Consider the following 16,370-nt stretch of genomic DNA (forward strand, 5'->3'; position numbering starts at 1 on the left):
TTTTGTCTACTCCGCATGATTACGCCTTAATAACTTGACTTTCGCAGAGTCAAAATTGACTTGGCAGCAGATGGAGCCAAGATTTAAAAGAAGAAATCGAAAAAATGAAAGAACGCTACTGACATACTGTTGTCAGTAACGGGATGTATTATCAAGATATACAAAATGAAAGTGAGGTTATTTTACAGGACTCAAGATACGAATACTGCGTTATGGTTATGCCGTGTGGTGTTTTCGGCTCATGTCAGTATTACCATTTATGCTAATAACCATAAACAACCCCATATACAAAGGAGAACATTATATGTCAGTAATTGGACCCGACTTCATTTCACTTCAAGTGAGCGATCTTGAAGGCTCTGCGGAATTCTATCAAAACTATCTCGGACTGGTCCGCTCACAGGCGGGACCACCTCATGCTGTGGTCTTTGAAACAAAGCCTATTGCATTTGCTCTTCGTGACCTAATGCCAGGAATAGAACTCGGTTCAGGGACTCAGCCTGGACTTGGTGTTGCTCTGTGGCTTCATGCCCCTGATACGCAAGAAATCCACGACAAGCTTATTGCAGCAGGCGTAAAGATTACATCCGCACCAATAGATGGGCCATTCGGGCGAACCTTTACATTTGCCGACCCAGATGGTTACCTAATTACCCTTCACAGTAAAGCCTAATACGCAAATGTATCTAGCTCGATAATAGTGATAACTTCCTCTGTCACAGGGAGCTAAGTGATTATTACAATATTAAGACCGTGTTCCTAAACGCGATATGCTCCCCATACGGTAGACAGGTGAAATAATAAACCCTGTTACTGTGAGGGGAGTTTTTTCATGTCAGTCCACGAGCCCGCCCCTGTCCACATTACTCTGTATGATCCCTCACTTAATTATGTTATATTTATTATTGTTATTTAGCTCTTTACAGTTCTGAAGAAGGAGTACCCCATGACCCAATTTGTCTATAAGCAAATTATTGATGATCTCAAAATGAAGATTTTTGCGGGAAAGTTTGCCGATATGAGACTACCGGATGAGCGCAGTCTTAGCGAAACCTACCAGGTAAGCCGAAGTTCCATCAAACGCGCACTGATGAAGATGGAGAACTCGGGGATTATTTTCAAAAAACGGGGTTCAGGCACCTTTATCAATCCGTTATACATAAAAAATGAATCGATCTTTAATTACGAGGGCTCGAATCTGGGGGTCACCGACAACTTTCAGATGCATGGCAAAAAGCCTAAGGTGAAAGTGCTGGATTTCGAGGTGATCCGGCCTACGGAAGAGCTGCAGCGGGATCTGTTCTTGCAGCCCCATGATTTTGTGTACAAAATCGTGCGCCTTCGCTTATTCGATGACGAGCCGTTCATGATTGAGACGGGCTTTATTCCGATCAAGATTGTCCAGAACCTGGACCAGACGATTATCGAAGGATCGATCTTTCATTATCTGGAGGAGTCGCGGAATCTGGCGGTGACCAAGTCGTTTTTGTCTATTTTTGCTGAGCCTTCGGGTGCTAATGATCAAGAATTGCTCCATCTGCAGGAGAATGAGCCTGTAGGGATTATGGAGGGGATTTTCTTTCTGGACAATGGGACTCCCTTCGAATTCTCTCATATGCGGTTCCACTACAAATATTTGAAATTCAACACGTTTGTATCTGTACAATAACGTTCTAACGATCAGGCCGGGGAGCATTCCCTGGTCTTTTTTTTGTGTTTTTAAGTGCGCATACGAATATACATATAGTTACATATTTATAAAAATAAAGATCTTTTTGTTAGTGATTAGCTGCGTTATTCATACTATGTTCAAAATTTCACAAAATTGGACCGTATCAATTGTTAAAATGATTGAATTTTATTAGCGCGGCGGTATGATGTAATTGTAGAAGTAATTATGTTCAGAAAACAGAAAAAAGGAATAGGAGTGGATTGAAATGGGATTATCAACTTTACCCGTGGATTATTCATCTAAAACGTATTTATCCAAGCTAGACGCTTACTGGCGTGCGACCAACTACATATCGGTAGGACAACTGTATTTGAAGGATAACCCGTTGTTAAGAGAACCATTGAAGGACGCAGATGTTAAGATTAAGCCTATCGGACACTGGGGAACGATCCCAGGCCAGAACTTTATTTATGCCCATCTGAACCGTGTCATCTCCAAATATGATCTGAATATGTTCTATGTTGAAGGTCCAGGTCATGGCGGCCAGGTTATGGTATCCAACTCTTATCTGGATGGAAGCTATACGGAGATCTACCCGGAGATTACACAGGATATCCCTGGTCTCAAAAAATTGTTCAAACAGTTCTCATTCCCTGGTGGTGTGGCATCCCATGCGGCTCCTGAAACTCCAGGATCGATTCATGAAGGTGGAGAACTTGGTTACTCCCTGTCCCATAGCGTAGGTGCCATTCTGGATTATCCGGATCTGATCTCGGCAGTAGTTGTAGGCGATGGTGAGGCTGAAACCGGACCACTGGCTGCTTCCTGGCTGTCCAACCGGTTCATCAATCCGATTACAGATGGTGCGGTCCTGCCGATTCTGCACTTGAACGGATTTAAGATCAGCAACCCAACCATTCTGTCCCGTATGTCCAAAGAAGAGCTAACCAATTATTTTACAGGCATGGGCTGGGAACCATTCTTTGTTGAAGGCGAGAATCCTGATCTGATGCACCCGCAAATGGCGAAGGTTCTGGATACCATTATCGAGAAAATTCAGGCCATTCAAAAGAATGCGCGTGAAAACAATGACACTACCCGTCCGGTATGGCCGATGCTGGTTTGCCGTACTCCTAAAGGCTGGACTGGTCCTAAGGAATGGGATAAAGTGCCGAACGAAGGCTCTTTCCGTGCCCACCAGGTTCCGATTCCAGTGGATCAAAAGCACATGAAGCATGCACCGGCATTGCTTGAATGGCTGAACAGCTATAGACCTGAAGAATTGTTTGACGAGAATGGCCGTTTGAACGCAGATCTTGCTGAAATCCTGCCTACCGGCGACAGACGTATGGGAATGAACCCTGTAACCAATGCCGGCAACTTGATTAAAGACCTGCACAAGCCGAATTTCCGTAACTATGCGCTGGATAATTCCGTGCCGGGTCAAGTGATTGCACAAGATATGGCTGTGCTGGGCAAATACCTGAAGGAAGTTGTCACTCTTAATGAAGAGAACCGCAACTTCAGAATTTTTGGACCGGATGAAACCATGTCAAACCGCCTGGGTCCTGTGTTTGAAGTAACCAAACGCCAATGGATGGATTCCATTAAAGAACCACAAGATGAATTCCTGGCACCTTATGGCCGTGTAATCGATTCGCAGCTATCCGAGCATCAAGCGGAAGGATTCCTGGAAGGTTATGTATTGACTGGACGCCACGGATTCTTCGCCAGCTATGAAGCTTTCCTGCGTGTAGTAGATTCGATGATTACCCAGCACTTCAAATGGCTGCGCAAAGCGACAGATCAAAGCTGGCGTACAGATATTCCGTCCTTGAATGTTATTGCAACTTCAACAGTGTTCCAGCAGGATCATAACGGCTACACTCACCAGGATCCAGGATTGCTCGGCCACTTGGCAGACAAGAAACCGGAATTTATCCGTGAGTATCTGCCGGCTGATGCCAACACCTTGCTGGCTGTCTTTGACACCATCTTGAATGACCGTCAGAAGATCAACTTGATCGTGTCGTCCAAGCATCCGCGTCCGCAATGGTTCTCGGCTGATGAAGCGCAGGAACTGGTGGATAAAGGACTTAAGATCATTGACTGGGCAAGCACAGACAAAGGCGGAGAGCCAGATGTAGTTATTGCTTCGTCCGGTACAGAGCCTACTATGGAGAGCTTGGCAGCGATCTCCATCCTGCATGAGAAATTGCCTGATCTGAAAATCCGCTATATCAACGTGGTAGATCTGCTGAAGCTGAGAAGTCAGAAGCTGGACCCTCGCGGTTTATCTGACGCCGAGTTTGATCAATTTTTCACAAAGGATAAACCGGTCATTTTCGCATTCCATGGCTATGAAGGCCTGATCAAAGATCTGTTCTTCGACCGCCACAACCATAATCTGCATGTACATGGCTACCGGGAGAACGGCGATATTACCACACCATTTGATATGCGCGTACTGAATCAGATGGACCGTTTCGACCTGACGAAGGAAGCTGTTCTGAGCTTGCCGGATGCCGGTAAATACCAAGCAATCGCCGACGAAATGGATGCTATGGTGAAGAAGCATAACCAATATATCCGTGAAGAAGGTATCGATCTGCCAGAAGTAGAGAATTGGGTATGGAAGGCTTTGAACTAAAAGCATAAGCTACTCTATAAGGGATGTCCTGAAGGTCATGAAAATGGCTGGGGGCATCCCTTTTTGTATGAAGAAATATTAGATATCGATTGCTGTTCATAATCAGCTTTTGGACTTCGACTTCCCATCTTCCAAGAGGGGTGATCCCTCTTCAAGCTTCGGCTTACTCTCCGCCACTCCGGTTCTGCTGTTCTCCATCTCCGTAAGATGCTTCCAGTACCGCTTGGGCATCAGCGAGGAACGAAGGCGGTCGTTCTTGCGCTCGCGGATGCCGATGGCGTTGTAGAATCCTTGCCATAGGCGGCGGTATTCTTCTTCTGCTGCATCAGGTGCAGGCGGTACCCATTCATCGAGCGGAATAATAGCCTGCTGTCCAGGCTGGTGGATAAGGGCCATGCGGTGGGTTGCGTCGTAGATCATGAAGCTCTCGCCATGGAACCGGTCGCAGAAATGATCCTGAATGACAGGCAGCACGAAGCCTTTGGGCTCAATGACTGCCGCCATAACTGGTCCATATACGGAGAAACGCACAAAACCCAGATACAGGTGAGCTTCCCGATGAAGCTGCTGGACTGCCTTCCGCAGAGCGTTCACCGTATCATCGGCAAGCATATCCATCACCTTACGGCCATGAGTGAAGCCGAGATATAGGAAATTCAATAGAAGCAGCTCCCTGTCCGGCACGCAGGACCAGAATCCAAGACGAACCCACTCCTCTGCCTCCGGGCAGATGCGAAGCGGGATGGACTTCAGCACCCGTTCTGCCCTGCTGATGTCCGTATCAATCCATTTGGATTCCAGCAGCAGGCCTTGGTCTTCATCATCCGAATGTATAGCGAGCGGGGTTTCTTTCCATTGATAGCTCTCAAACACACAGCACAGCAGACCTTCAAAGCTCCCGTCGTAGGTATAGGCCAAAGCGGCTGCCTTAAACATCAGGGCCATTCGCCTCCCTTAGGGGCAGCAGCCCCTGTTGTCAGCACAGCCTTACCGGCAGCGGGAGCAGCTGAGCCTGCTGTCAGATAGGAATCGTCAAATAGAGTGAGCTGCTCATACTGTGGCGGCTCGACTCCGGCGAGCTCCTGTCCGGACATGAGAGAGCGGAGCAGGGTGTGCTCGCCTACTTTTAAGCCTTCCAGCATTTTTCCCTTACAGGTTATGAAGAATTGGGCACGTTTAAGCACTACACCCAGCTTCTTCAAGGCAGCGAAGTCCAGGGTTCCGGCCCGGCGTGCCTTCACAATCCGCTGAGCACTCCTTACCCCGATCCCGGGCACCCGCAGCAGCTGCTCATATGGGGCACGGTTGATCTCAACCGGGAATTGCTCGCGGTGATTCACCGCCCAGCTGCATTTCGGATCCAGCAGCGGATTGAAGTTGGGAACGGCTTCATCCAGTAATTCATGAGCCTGAAACCCGTAGAAGCGCAGAAGCCAGTCAGCCTGGTAGAGGCGATGCTCCCGAAGCAGCGGCGGTTTGGTATCCAGAGCAGGCAGAAGTGAATGCTCGATTACAGGGGTATAGGCAGAGAAAAAAACGCGCTTCAAGCCGTACTTCCGGTACAATCCTTCGGTGAGGGTCAGAATGCGGTAGTCCGTATCGGGTGTAGCTCCGACAATCATCTGGGTGCTCTGGCCGGCGGGGGCGAAGCGGGGAGCGTGGTTATATTTGACGAGATCCGAGCGGTTCTCGTTGATCTTTTCTTTGATCAGGGACATGGGCTTCAGAATGGAGGTTTTGCTTTTGTCAGGGGCCAGCAGACCGAGGCTTTCTTGGGAAGGCAGCTCGATATTGACACTCATGCGGTCGGCCAGCAGGCCAAGTCGGGACAGCAGTACTTCATCTGTACCGGGAATGGCCTTCACATGGATGTAGCCTCCGAACTGATAAGTGTTCCTTAGCAGATCAAGAGCGGCAATCATTTGTTCGGTTGTATAATCGGGACTCCGCATAATACCGGAGCTGAGAAATAAGCCTTCTATGTAATTACGGCGGTAGAACTGCATGGTCAAGTCTGCAAGCTCCTCCGGTGAGAGTGCGGCCCGGGGTGTGGCGTTCGATTTACGGTTCACGCAGTACGCGCAGTCGTATACGCACCCGTTAGTCATTAGCACCTTAAGCAGTGAAATACAGCGTCCATCGGCTGCGAAGCTGTGGCAGATGCCCATGCTGACGGCATTGCCCATGCCACCGGACTGGCTCTTGCGCTCGGAACCGCTGGAGGTGCAGGCTACATCATATTTGGCCGAAGCCGTTAAAATTTCAAGTTTCTCCATCATATCCACGCAGAATCCCCCCCATACGGGAAATTATATACCGAACACCTGTTCCTGTCAAAAATCAGACGTATTCTGTCCCCTTTTGGACTGGAATTTTGATCTGCAATGTACAAAAGTTTGCCTTATGTATATAATAATAGGAACATAGGTTCCTATATTGGTTGTTGAATGGAAATTAATAACTCCCTACATTATAGGCATATAGAAACACAAGGGAGGCATTAAATGTGAGTGCAATTGAATACTATCGTCACGAGCTCTACCGGATTGCCTGGCGTATGCAGTATCGTGCCAAGAGGGATTTCAAACGGGAAGTTCCTCTTGCATCCAGTCCAGAGCCTCTTACTCCTTCATTCTCCGAACAAGCCGATAACAGATTATTAGTACAGCAATATTTAAACGGACTAACGTCAGAAGTGGGAAAGAAGGTCATTTGCGCAATCTATCTGGCCGATAAAACAGAAGCTGAGGTCGCCCGGCAATTGAATATATCTCAACAGGCGGTGAACAAATGGAGGAAAAAAATGATTCAGGAATTAAGTCAGAAGATGAATTCCTAGGTTTGCTTGAACGTCTTCAGAAGGATAATGATGAGTCGGCTACACTTGCATTATTGAAGTTTTTCGAAAAAGATATGGTACGGTTAACCCGTCTGCTGCGGATGCCCAAAGAAGATGCCATACAGACTATGAAGGTTGAGCTACTGGAGTGTTTTAAAAGAAAGAATGGATAAGAATCAGCAGAGAGCATGCGCTGTTCGGCAGTGCTCTCCCGGCGGGAATGTATGCGCATTCCTTCTTGTGCTATAATAGCAACTAATAGTTATAGAAATGAATATATTCGTTGTCTTGAATATTGGAGTGGGAGTGTTGAAGGAATGAGAGGGTATAATATATGGCGTCCATTGATGCTGATCATGGTTGCGCTGGTTACGAGGACATTAGTGAACAGTGTGTGCCTCATGTTCGGCATGTCCCCTGCTTCGGCAAGCAGTGTCGCTATGATAGGTATGATTATTGCCGCGCTCGTGATGTACAACCGGATGATGAAGCAGCGCCGGAAATAAATATAGGATTGGGACTGACACTTCACCTGTTGATGCGGGCTGCCGGAGAGATCCGGTGCATGCATGAACGGGTTATTTGTGTTGATTATTTAATTGATGAACTCATCCCTATAACAATACCTTTGATTCTTGAAAGGGGATTCTTTATAGTAGAAGGTATGCATGGGCTCGCGAGATTCCAGAAATCTCAGAAGGGACATAGAACCTTTTTAGAGAGTCTGCACTGGATAGGAAATCACAATCAGGAGGAAATGAAATTGACTACACAGAGTTTAGGAGTTCCACTAGAGGGTTTTGCAGAATTCAGCCGGACCGTAGGTGCGGAAGGCGCGGTGCTGCTGAGAAATGAAGGCCAGGTGCTTCCGCTGCGCGGTGGTGAAACCGTTTCGATTTTTGGCAGAACCCAGGTGAATTATTACCGCAGCGGTACAGGCTCAGGCGGAAGTGTGCATGTCTCGTACACAACCAATCTATTAGATGGACTTCGCAGCAAGAAGAGCCTTGCTGTGAACGAAGAGCTGGCAGAAGTCTATGAAAAGTGGATTGAGCACAATCCTTTTGACAATGGCGGCGGAGCCTGGGCTGCAGAGCCTTGGCATCAGAAGGAAATGCCATTAACCGATGAACTGGTGTCGCAGGCAAGAAGCAAATCCGACAAGGCGATCATCGTCATCGGACGTACCGCGGGAGAAGATCAGGATAATGCAGACGCGCCGGGCAGCTACCAGTTGACGGCAGATGAGCAGACGATGCTGAAGCAGGTAACGGGTTATTTTGAGCAGACGATCGTCGTGCTGAATGTCTCGAATATTATTGATATGAGCTGGCTGAATGATAATAGCTATAAGCACCCTATTCCGGGTGTGATATATTCCTGGCATGGCGGGATGGAAGGGGGCAATGCCATTGCCGACGTGCTGGCTGGTGAAGTGACGCCAAGCGGCAAATTGACGGATACCATTGCTTATTCAATCCAAGACTATCCTTCGACTGCTAACTACGGCAATGAATTCAAAAACTTCTATCAGGAAGATATTTATGTGGGGTACCGTTATTTTGAGACCTTCTGTCCGGACAAGGTTCAGTTCGAGTTCGGCTACGGGATATCCTATACCACATTCTCCATTGAGCCGGATGAAGCCAAGCTGGTCAGCCAGGCAGGTAAGCTCTCCGCTCAGATCGGAGTAACCGTAACGAACACGGGAACCACTTTTGCAGGTAAAGAGGTTGTGCAGGTCTATTACGAAGCTCCGCAAGGCAAGCTGGGTCAACCGGCTAAAGTGCTGGCGGCATTCGGAAAGACCGGGCTTCTTCAGCCGGGAGAGTCGCAGCTTCTGACGGTGAGCTTCCCGATCCATTCGATGGCCTCCTATGATGATGCCGGCGTGACCGGATATCCTTCAGCCTATGTGCTGGAAGCGGGAACCTACCGTATATATGTGGGAAGCAGCATTAAGAAGGCATCAGAAATTCTGGTAGAGGGACGCAGCGGTTATGTGCTTGAGGAACTTGAGGTGGTGGAACAGCTTCAGGAAGCACTGGCGCCAACGGAAGGGTTCACCCGGATGATGCCTGGAGCGCGCAAGGAAGACGGTTCCTATGAATTAGTATACGCTGCCGTCCCGACGCGCAAGGTTTCGATGAAAGAGCGAATCGAGCAGAATTTGCCCGAAGCACTTACGCAGACGGGGTACCAAGGCTATACCTTAAGAGATGTGCATGACGGAAAAGTAGAGATGACTACCTTTATCGCCCAGCTGAGTGATCAGGATCTCGCAGTAATTGTGAGAGGCGAAGGAATGAGCAGTCCGCTGGTTACACCGGGTACGGCGTCGGCATTTGGCGGTGTCAGTGATCAGCTGTTCAGTTACGGCATTCCGGTAGCTTGTACCGCAGACGGCCCTTCCGGGATCCGGATGGACAGCGGACATAAGTCGACTCAGGTTCCAATTGGAACACTGCTTGCGGCAACCTGGAATGCAGATCTGGTCGAAGAGCTATATGTCTTGGAAGGCCGGGAGCTGGTTAGAAACAGCGTGGATACTTTGCTTGGACCGGGGCTGAATATCCGCCGCAGTCCGCTGAATGGACGTAACTTCGAGTATTTTTCAGAGGATCCTCTAATTTCAGGAGTGTTTGCGGCAGCTTGCACGCGCGGGATTATGAAAGGCGGCTCGAATGCCACTCTGAAGCACTTTGCCTGCAATAACCAGGAGAAGCACCGCAGCAAGGTGGATGCCATTGTATCAGAACGTGCTGTCCGGGAGATTTATCTTAAGGGCTTTGAGATTGCGGTAAAAGAAGGCGGAGCGAACTCGATCATGACCTCCTATAATCCGGTGAACGGACATTGGGCAGCTTCGAATTATGACCTGAATACCACGATTCTCCGCGGAGAATGGGGCTTCCAGGGCATTGTAATGACGGACTGGTGGGCCATTATGAACGATGTTGTAGATGGAGGTCCGGCGGACCGCAAGAACACGAACTGGATGGTCCGCGCGCAAAATGACTTGTACATGGTTGTCAGCAACTATGGTGCTGAAGTCAACGCCTATGATGACAACACCCTGGAGTCGCTGGATAATGGTTCCCTGACCCGTGGAGAGCTGCAGCGCTCTGCTATGAACATCTGCCGGTTCATTATGAATGCTCCGGTATTCACAAGACCTCATGTGAGTGAGGAGACGGTGGAGAGCTTCAAGGCGAATCCTGCCCTTTCGGCAGAACAGGCGCAGTCTCTGGCACAGAATGCACAGGTGAAGCCTTCCGCAGCCGGAGCAACTATTGTACAGGTGGAACAAGCAGGCGAATACCGGATTATTGTGGGTATTATGTCCACTGAAACCGAATTGGCGCAGAGCGCATGCAATGTGACCCTGAACGGCCAGACGATGGCAACCATTCAGACGAACGGTACGGACGGCAAGTGGATCAGACAGAAACTGGTGAAGGTCGAACTGGAAGCTGGCCTGTATGAGCTGAAGCTGGATTTCGTCAAACCGGGACTGCAGATCGACTGGATCGAATTCAAGCAGGTGTAAGCAGTATTGTTTGGATAAAGGGAAAAGAGAGTGCCTTTAATGGGTACTCTCTTTTGTCGTTTTCAGCGGGGCAATAAAAGGGGATGGGGGGAGGGATTTGGAGATATTTGTCGAATTAACTTAGGTATAGCTTGCATGTGAAGGAGGTGAATCCCGGTGCTGTTGTCGAAGGCTTGAGCAGACGCAGACATAAGCATACGGGAGAAGCAATGTGGAACTGGCTGAAAACATCCAAAGCACCAGCGATCGAAGAGGGCATTCAGAATGATCGGCCTGAGACAACAGCAGACTCCTCCAATCCCAAGATCATTATTATTACTGGAACAAGCGGTGCGGGGCGGAAAAGCATTGCCAAGCAGCTTAGTGCTTCGCTGGGAATCCCCTATATCCTTCCTTACACTACACGTGCGGCCCGTCCGCAAGAGAAGAATGGGAAACATTATCATTTTGTCTCCGAGAGCGAGTTTCAGGCGATGGTGGAGAGCAATGCATTTTTTCAGAGAGTCCGTTTGGAGCGGGGGGACTACGGGATTACAGTGGCAGACCTGGAACAAGGCCTTGAAGAGCATAATGCCGTCATCGTTGTAGTGAATCATGAAGGGGCCAGTGCATTCCGGAAGAAGTACGGCGAGGATGCCTTGCGGGTATTTATATACGTGACGAAGAATGATATTCAGCTCAGGCTAGAGCGGGAAGCGGTGCCGTACGGCATTATAGATGAATACCTGGGCAATTATACGGAGCAAGTGGCCTATAAAAGGGAGTCGGAATATCTGCTGCAGAATATGGACCCAGAGGTCACCGTTCAAAAAATTAAGGAGTTCTTGCAGACGAAGATGTAGGCAAGCGGGGAACTTTATCCCCATCACAGAGAGATGTCCCAAAGGCCATATAAAGGCTGATGGGACATCTCTTTTTGTGCCTCCGCTAGATAGCTCTGCCAGGCTCTGTCCTACTCTCCCTCCCATTCCTTTGTTTAGATCACAAGCATCACGGTTACATTAGAAGAAGTAAACGCATGAAGCAGAAATGGTTGCCACACCCTATCAACCCTATCAAAAGGAGGAAACAAAAGATGACTGACCAATACAAGATGCAGGACCCTGTGAAGCAGTACACCAAGGCGGGTCCGGAATTTGAGCAGCAGCAGAACCCTCCGGGTCTTGAACAGGAAATGAACCCGCTGCCGGATGCGGGGCAGGATACGTATCGCGGAACAGGGCGTCTTACTGGACGCAAGGCGATTGTAACCGGGGCCGACAGCGGGATTGGCCGCGCGGTTGCGATTGCTTTTGCCCGGGAAGGTGCCGATGTGGTCCTATCCTATCTGCCCGAGGAAGAGAAGGATGCTCAGGAAGTAGTGAAGCTCGTGCAGGAAGCCGGCCGTACCGCAGTCGCAGTTCCGGGCGATCTGAAGGATGAGAAATACAGTGAAGAGCTGGTTGCTGCTGCAGTAGACAAGCTGGGAGGCATTGATATTCTGGCTAATATTGCAGGCATGCAGCAGTTCGTACCAGAGATTGCCGACCTCACCACTGAGCAGTTCGATGCGACATTCAAGACCAACGTCTACGGATTATTCTGGCTCTGCAAAGCGGCCCTTAAGCATATGAAGCCGGGCAGCACGATTATCAATACCTCTTCGATTCAGGCATATGAGCCTTCGCCGATTCTGCTCGATTACGCGACAACCAAGGCTGCAATCAACACCTTCAGCAAGTCTCTGGCGCAGCAGGTGGCCAGCAAAGGTATCCGTGTTAATGTTGTAGCTCCTGGACCGGTATGGACACCGCTGCAGGTTGCCGGCGGACAGCCGACTAAAGTGCTCAAGGACTTCGGTGCCAAGACCCCGCTTGGACGTCCGGGCCAGCCTGCCGAGATGGCTCCGGCCTACGTGTTCCTGGCCAGTCAGGAGTCAAGCTATATCAGCGGGGAGACGCTGAACGCGAATGGCGGCATGCCAACGCCGTAAACCGTTACGGAAGCAGTACTGCTAGCTCAGAAGACTGCTAGCCTCCGCCGCTGGAGAACGCCCAGCTAACAATACCGTGAATAAGCATAAAGTGATCAGGGCCGCCCATTAGTCAGGGGCGGTCTTTATTTTGGTGGAAGACAGGTAAGTCTGTGTCATTCTGCCAAAGCCGCATACCTCCTCATTCACCCGAATAAAATATATGATTCACAGTCCGGATCGAGAGGATGGTATTATGCAAATTCATGTGGTGCAATCGGGCCAGTCCCTGTATGGTATCGCGCAGGCCTACGGAGTACCTGCATCTGAAATTAGCGAAGCCAATCAACTGTCTGCACCCGGCAGGCTCGTGGTCGGGCAAACCCTGGTGATTCCGATTACGGGTATGTATTACTGGGTACGGCCGGGAGACAGCTTCTATAGCATCTCGCGGAAATTTGGTGTTAACATCAATACTCTGGCTACCAGCAATCAGTTGTCCTTGAATCAGCCTTTGCAGATTGGGCTTCGCTTGTATATCCCGTCTAAGCCGAAGCGAAAAGCGGAAATTAACGCCTATGTCGAACCTAGAGGGGGAGAGGTATCCCAGAGTTTGCAAAATGCCGCAGCTGAGGCTGCGCCCCATCTCACATACCTGGCCCCCTTCAGCTTCCGGGTGCAGCGGGATGGCTCTCTGGAGGCCCCGCCTTTGGATGGTCTGGCTTCGATTGCCGGACAAAATCGGGTGACGTTGATGATGGTCGTGACCAATTTGGAGAATGCACAGTTCAGCTCTGAGCTGGGGCGGTTAATTCTAAATGATCCGGCTGTTCAGGCCCGGCTGCTGGACAATATTATCAACACTGCGAAACGGCTCGGTTTCCGCGATATCCATTTTGACTTTGAGTTTCTCCGCCCGGAGGACCGGGAGGCGTATAATACATTTCTCCGCAAAGCTGCGGCACGGATTCATCAGGAAGGCTTCCTGTTGTCCACCGCATTAGCGCCCAAAACAAGCAGAGCCCAAGTGGGGGCGTGGTACACCGCACATGATTATAAGGTGCATGGCGAGGTGGCTGATTTTGTGATTATTATGACGTATGAGTGGGGGTACAGCGGAGGGCCGCCCATGCCGGTCTCCCCCATCGGACCTGTCCGCAAGGTGCTGGAGTATGCCCTGAGCGAGATGCCGGGGTCCAAGATTATGATGGGGCAGAACCTGTACGGCTATGACTGGACCTTGCCTTACGTTGCTGGCGGAGCCTATGCCAAAGCGCTAAGCCCTCAGGCGGCGATTGATCTGGCCAGAACCAGGAATGCTGCGATTCAGTATGACTACAAGGAACAGGCACCGTATTTTGACTATACGGATGATGCTGGTAAGCAGCATAAGGTCTGGTTCGAGGATGCCCGTTCGATTCAGGCGAAATTTACGCTGCTGAAGGAGCTTGGCCTTAGAGGAATTAGTTACTGGAAGCTGGGGCTTCCTTTTCCACAGAACTGGCTGCTGATCGAGGATAACTTCCAGGTTGTGAAAAGATAGCCAGATGGCATCAGACTATCCCGCTTTTAATGGAAGATTACTGCTCGGCTGCAGCCGGATGAACCTCTCCCCAGGCATAATACTGCCCAGGATGGGTACGAAAGCCAACCCGGTGGCTGTTTGGTCAAGTATCGTATGGGTGAGAACAGTATCTTGTAGGCAAAGCAAAGGGGCTGTCCCATAAGCCATGAAATGGCTGATTGGGACAGCTTTTTTTGAAGTCAGATAGACGGTTGCGCTTGTGAGGACGCTACGCGTACGGACCGTTGTTCCAATCGTTGTGCTCTCCAGATTTTTTTCATTCCCCTTAGTGGTGAAAATCCGGAGACCAAGGCGAACGCTATCGCTTTTCCACAATCGTTCCGTCCTCTCCGCTGTTTAAGCGGGAATCGTATCTATATAGATTGAACTTTGAATAGTAATAAAAGGAAAAAGTGGTGTAAGGGAATTTTGGAACTGTAGGAGCGGTAGCGTCCGCCTTTGTCTGCGGATTTCTACCGTAAACAGCGGTATAAATCAAGAAATCTGCAGACAACAGCGGCCGGAAGTCCAAATATTCTCTGGAGTCACGGCAATCCCTGAATAGAAAAGTCACAAGTTCAATCTATATAGAGGTCGGGTAGCTTTCACTTGCCCACAATCTACTAAAGCAAGCTACATATGACCAAAAACAAAGAGCAGGATCCTCCAATACAGGAGAATCGCTGCTCTTTTAAGTTTTTAGCTTTTGAGAAGATAGCGTGTCCGTTTCCGCCAGTAGAATATCTACTTTTTGGGACAGCCCCGTCTATTCCAAACGGTTGGAGTGCTGGGGCGAAAGCTGTTGTACACGCTTTGCCCGTGTGACTGGAGCAGCTGCTGTGTTATCGTTCATTTCCGGGAGGTGTTTCCAATAACGACGGGGCATCAGCGAGGCACGCAGGCGGTCATTGCGGCGCTCTTGGATTCCTATGGCGTTATAGAATCCCTTCCATAGACTGCGGTATTCCTCTTCGGCTTTATCGGGTGCAGGAGGCACCCATTCATCGAGTGGAATGATCGCTTGCTGCCCGGGCTTATGTATAAGCGCCATCCCATGGGTCTTATCATAAATCATGTCCGCCGCGAAGCTGTGGCAGATGCCCATGATGACCGCCTTGCCCATGCCGCCGGCCTGACTCGGGCGGTTGCTGCCGCTTGAGGTGCAGGCTACATCATATTTGGCCGAAGCGGTCAAAATTTCAAGTTTCTCCATAACATCCACGGGAATACCCTCCTCCTAGGAAAAGTATATACCGAACAAATGTTCCTGTCAAAAACCAGCGAAGTTTTCCATAAGTCTTAATACAGCTTGTGGCCGAATTCAGGGGAACACATTTACGAAAGGATTTTTGTCGATTTGTAAATAATTTCATCGAATTTACAGGAATAATTTTCTTGTTGGCGAATTTGTAAGAGTGTTTGTTGCAGTCTTATTTTTTTTTGGGGGGGATGAGTGTGTGAAGGTCTATTCGATTGCAAGAATACTAAGTGTAGAAGTGAGAGGGAGATAATTATGAGAAAGTTGTTGGCAGTAAGTGTGTTCTTGTTCTTTTTTATCCTGATATCTGCTCCTGATTCAGCCAGTGCATTATCCCCTGACGCAGGTTTATTAAGGGGAGTACCTTCAACCGATATCCACGATGGTAATGGATCAATTCTTGCTGCTACTGATGGTGACGATATTCTTGGAAGTGAAATAAAGTTTGCTCAAGAGGTAAGATATGACTTGCCTTATATTTCAGATGTAAAAAGTTATTATCTAAGTATAGAAGGACGGTACTTTGATTTATATTTTTATGACCTTCAAGGAAATGTTTTACATACGATTCCTTATACAGAATTACAGTATGAGCATACAGGGAATTTACACCCAAGATATGCTGAATTAGATGTTGTAATAAAAAATGTAGCCTACATTGTTGCTAAGAATATTACCAGTGCACCTATTTTTCTCAATGAAATTGATCTATTGGGAAATGTCGTAGCACCAAGTAATCTTGTCGCTACCGCAGATTCTAATAGTATTCATCTAAAATGGGATTCGGTTGACGGTGCAACGGTATATAGCGTAGATCGATCGACGACTTACGGAGGACAATACCAATTTGTCTCGTATACGAATACACCGGATTATACAGACAGTG

The 16,370-nt window shown here is 48.9% G+C and carries 13 protein-coding genes and 1 pseudogene; 10 read left to right on the plus strand and 4 right to left on the minus strand.

The annotated features are described in order from the left end of the window. Positions 1-304: 304 nt before the first annotated feature. From ACAN54_RS27935 to ACAN54_RS27945, 3 genes are all read left to right on the plus strand, one after another. Complete coding sequence (locus ACAN54_RS27935; RefSeq protein ID WP_379163506.1) at positions 305-673, plus strand: VOC family protein; 369 nt, start codon at positions 305-307, stop codon at positions 671-673. A gap of 273 nt (positions 674-946) precedes the next feature. Beyond that, positions 947-1,669, plus strand: coding sequence for a GntR family transcriptional regulator (locus ACAN54_RS27940; RefSeq protein WP_379163509.1), 723 nt, complete (start codon positions 947-949; stop codon positions 1,667-1,669). Positions 1,670-1,937: 268 nt separating this feature from the next. After that, a complete protein-coding gene (locus ACAN54_RS27945) occupies positions 1,938-4,322 on the plus strand; it encodes a phosphoketolase family protein (protein ID WP_379163511.1) in 2,385 nt (794 codons plus the stop codon). A gap of 102 nt (positions 4,323-4,424) precedes the next feature. Here ACAN54_RS27945 and ACAN54_RS27950 read toward each other — a convergent pair whose 3' ends face one another. Next, a complete protein-coding gene (locus tag ACAN54_RS27950; protein ID WP_379163513.1) occupies positions 4,425-5,267 on the minus strand; it encodes a TIGR03915 family putative DNA repair protein in 843 nt (280 codons plus the stop codon). Beyond that, the gene (locus ACAN54_RS27955; RefSeq protein WP_379163516.1) at positions 5,258-6,598 is read right to left on the minus strand and encodes a putative DNA modification/repair radical SAM protein; all 1,341 of its coding nucleotides are present in this window, start codon (positions 6,596-6,598) and stop codon (positions 5,258-5,260) included. Before ACAN54_RS27955 ends, ACAN54_RS27950 begins: the two co-directional genes overlap by 10 nt. 230 nt (positions 6,599-6,828) lie before the next feature. On the opposite strand from ACAN54_RS27955, the gene ACAN54_RS27960 reads away from it, so the two are divergent. The 6 genes from ACAN54_RS27960 to ACAN54_RS27985 all read left to right on the plus strand — a co-directional run bounded on the left by ACAN54_RS27960 (position 6,829) and on the right by ACAN54_RS27985 (position 14,205). Then, positions 6,829-7,161 (plus strand): sigma-70 RNA polymerase sigma factor region 4 domain-containing protein, encoded by a 333-nt coding sequence (locus tag ACAN54_RS27960; RefSeq protein ID WP_379163519.1) that lies wholly within the window; start codon positions 6,829-6,831, stop codon positions 7,159-7,161. 317 nt (positions 7,162-7,478) lie between these two features. After that, a complete protein-coding gene (locus tag ACAN54_RS27965) occupies positions 7,479-7,667 on the plus strand; it encodes a hypothetical protein (protein WP_379163522.1) in 189 nt (62 codons plus the stop codon). A 251-nt stretch (positions 7,668-7,918) separates the two neighbouring features. After that, positions 7,919-10,711, plus strand: a complete 2,793-nt coding sequence (locus ACAN54_RS27970; protein WP_379163525.1) for a glycoside hydrolase family 3 C-terminal domain-containing protein — start codon at positions 7,919-7,921, stop codon at positions 10,709-10,711. Positions 10,712-10,848: 137 nt separating this feature from the next. Further along, the gene (locus ACAN54_RS27975; RefSeq protein ID WP_379163529.1) at positions 10,849-11,553 is read left to right on the plus strand and encodes a guanylate kinase; all 705 of its coding nucleotides are present in this window, start codon (positions 10,849-10,851) and stop codon (positions 11,551-11,553) included. Between the two features lie 251 nt (positions 11,554-11,804). Then, positions 11,805-12,683 (plus strand): SDR family oxidoreductase, encoded by an 879-nt coding sequence (locus ACAN54_RS27980; RefSeq protein WP_379163553.1) that lies wholly within the window; start codon positions 11,805-11,807, stop codon positions 12,681-12,683. A gap of 235 nt (positions 12,684-12,918) precedes the next feature. Then, on the plus strand, positions 12,919-14,205 hold the full coding sequence (locus ACAN54_RS27985; protein ID WP_379163532.1) for a LysM peptidoglycan-binding domain-containing protein: 1,287 nt from the start codon (positions 12,919-12,921) through the stop codon (positions 14,203-14,205). 15 nt (positions 14,206-14,220) lie between these two features. On the opposite strand, the gene ACAN54_RS27990 is transcribed toward ACAN54_RS27985, so the two are convergent. Continuing rightward, a complete protein-coding gene (locus tag ACAN54_RS27990; protein ID WP_379163535.1) occupies positions 14,221-14,562 on the minus strand; it encodes a hypothetical protein in 342 nt (113 codons plus the stop codon). A gap of 430 nt (positions 14,563-14,992) precedes the next feature. Further along, entirely contained in the window at positions 14,993-15,439 is a 447-nt protein-coding gene (locus tag ACAN54_RS27995; protein WP_379163538.1) for a DUF4130 domain-containing protein, read from the minus strand. A 300-nt stretch (positions 15,440-15,739) separates the two neighbouring features. Here ACAN54_RS27995 and ACAN54_RS28000 point away from each other — a divergent pair. Next, positions 15,740-16,370: pseudogene (locus tag ACAN54_RS28000) on the plus strand (hypothetical protein); the annotation flags it as partial.

The organism is Paenibacillus diazotrophicus, assembly GCF_042610465.1.

Coding starts and splice junctions, on each gene's coding strand:
- ACAN54_RS27935 (WP_379163506.1), top strand. CDS start 305: ATGTCAGTAATTGGACCCGACTTCATTTCACTTCAAGTGAGCGATCTT.
- ACAN54_RS27940 (WP_379163509.1), top strand. CDS start 947: ATGACCCAATTTGTCTATAAGCAAATTATTGATGATCTCAAAATGAAG.
- ACAN54_RS27945 (WP_379163511.1), top strand. CDS start 1,938: ATGGGATTATCAACTTTACCCGTGGATTATTCATCTAAAACGTATTTA.
- ACAN54_RS27950 (WP_379163513.1), bottom strand. CDS start 5,267: ATGGCCCTGATGTTTAAGGCAGCCGCTTTGGCCTATACCTACGACGGG.
- ACAN54_RS27955 (WP_379163516.1), bottom strand. CDS start 6,598: ATGGAGAAACTTGAAATTTTAACGGCTTCGGCCAAATATGATGTAGCC.
- ACAN54_RS27965 (WP_379163522.1), top strand. CDS start 7,479: ATGAGAGGGTATAATATATGGCGTCCATTGATGCTGATCATGGTTGCG.
- ACAN54_RS27970 (WP_379163525.1), top strand. CDS start 7,919: ATGAAATTGACTACACAGAGTTTAGGAGTTCCACTAGAGGGTTTTGCA.
- ACAN54_RS27980 (WP_379163553.1), top strand. CDS start 11,805: ATGCAGGACCCTGTGAAGCAGTACACCAAGGCGGGTCCGGAATTTGAG.
- ACAN54_RS27985 (WP_379163532.1), top strand. CDS start 12,919: ATGCAAATTCATGTGGTGCAATCGGGCCAGTCCCTGTATGGTATCGCG.
- ACAN54_RS27995 (WP_379163538.1), bottom strand. CDS start 15,439: ATGGAGAAACTTGAAATTTTGACCGCTTCGGCCAAATATGATGTAGCC.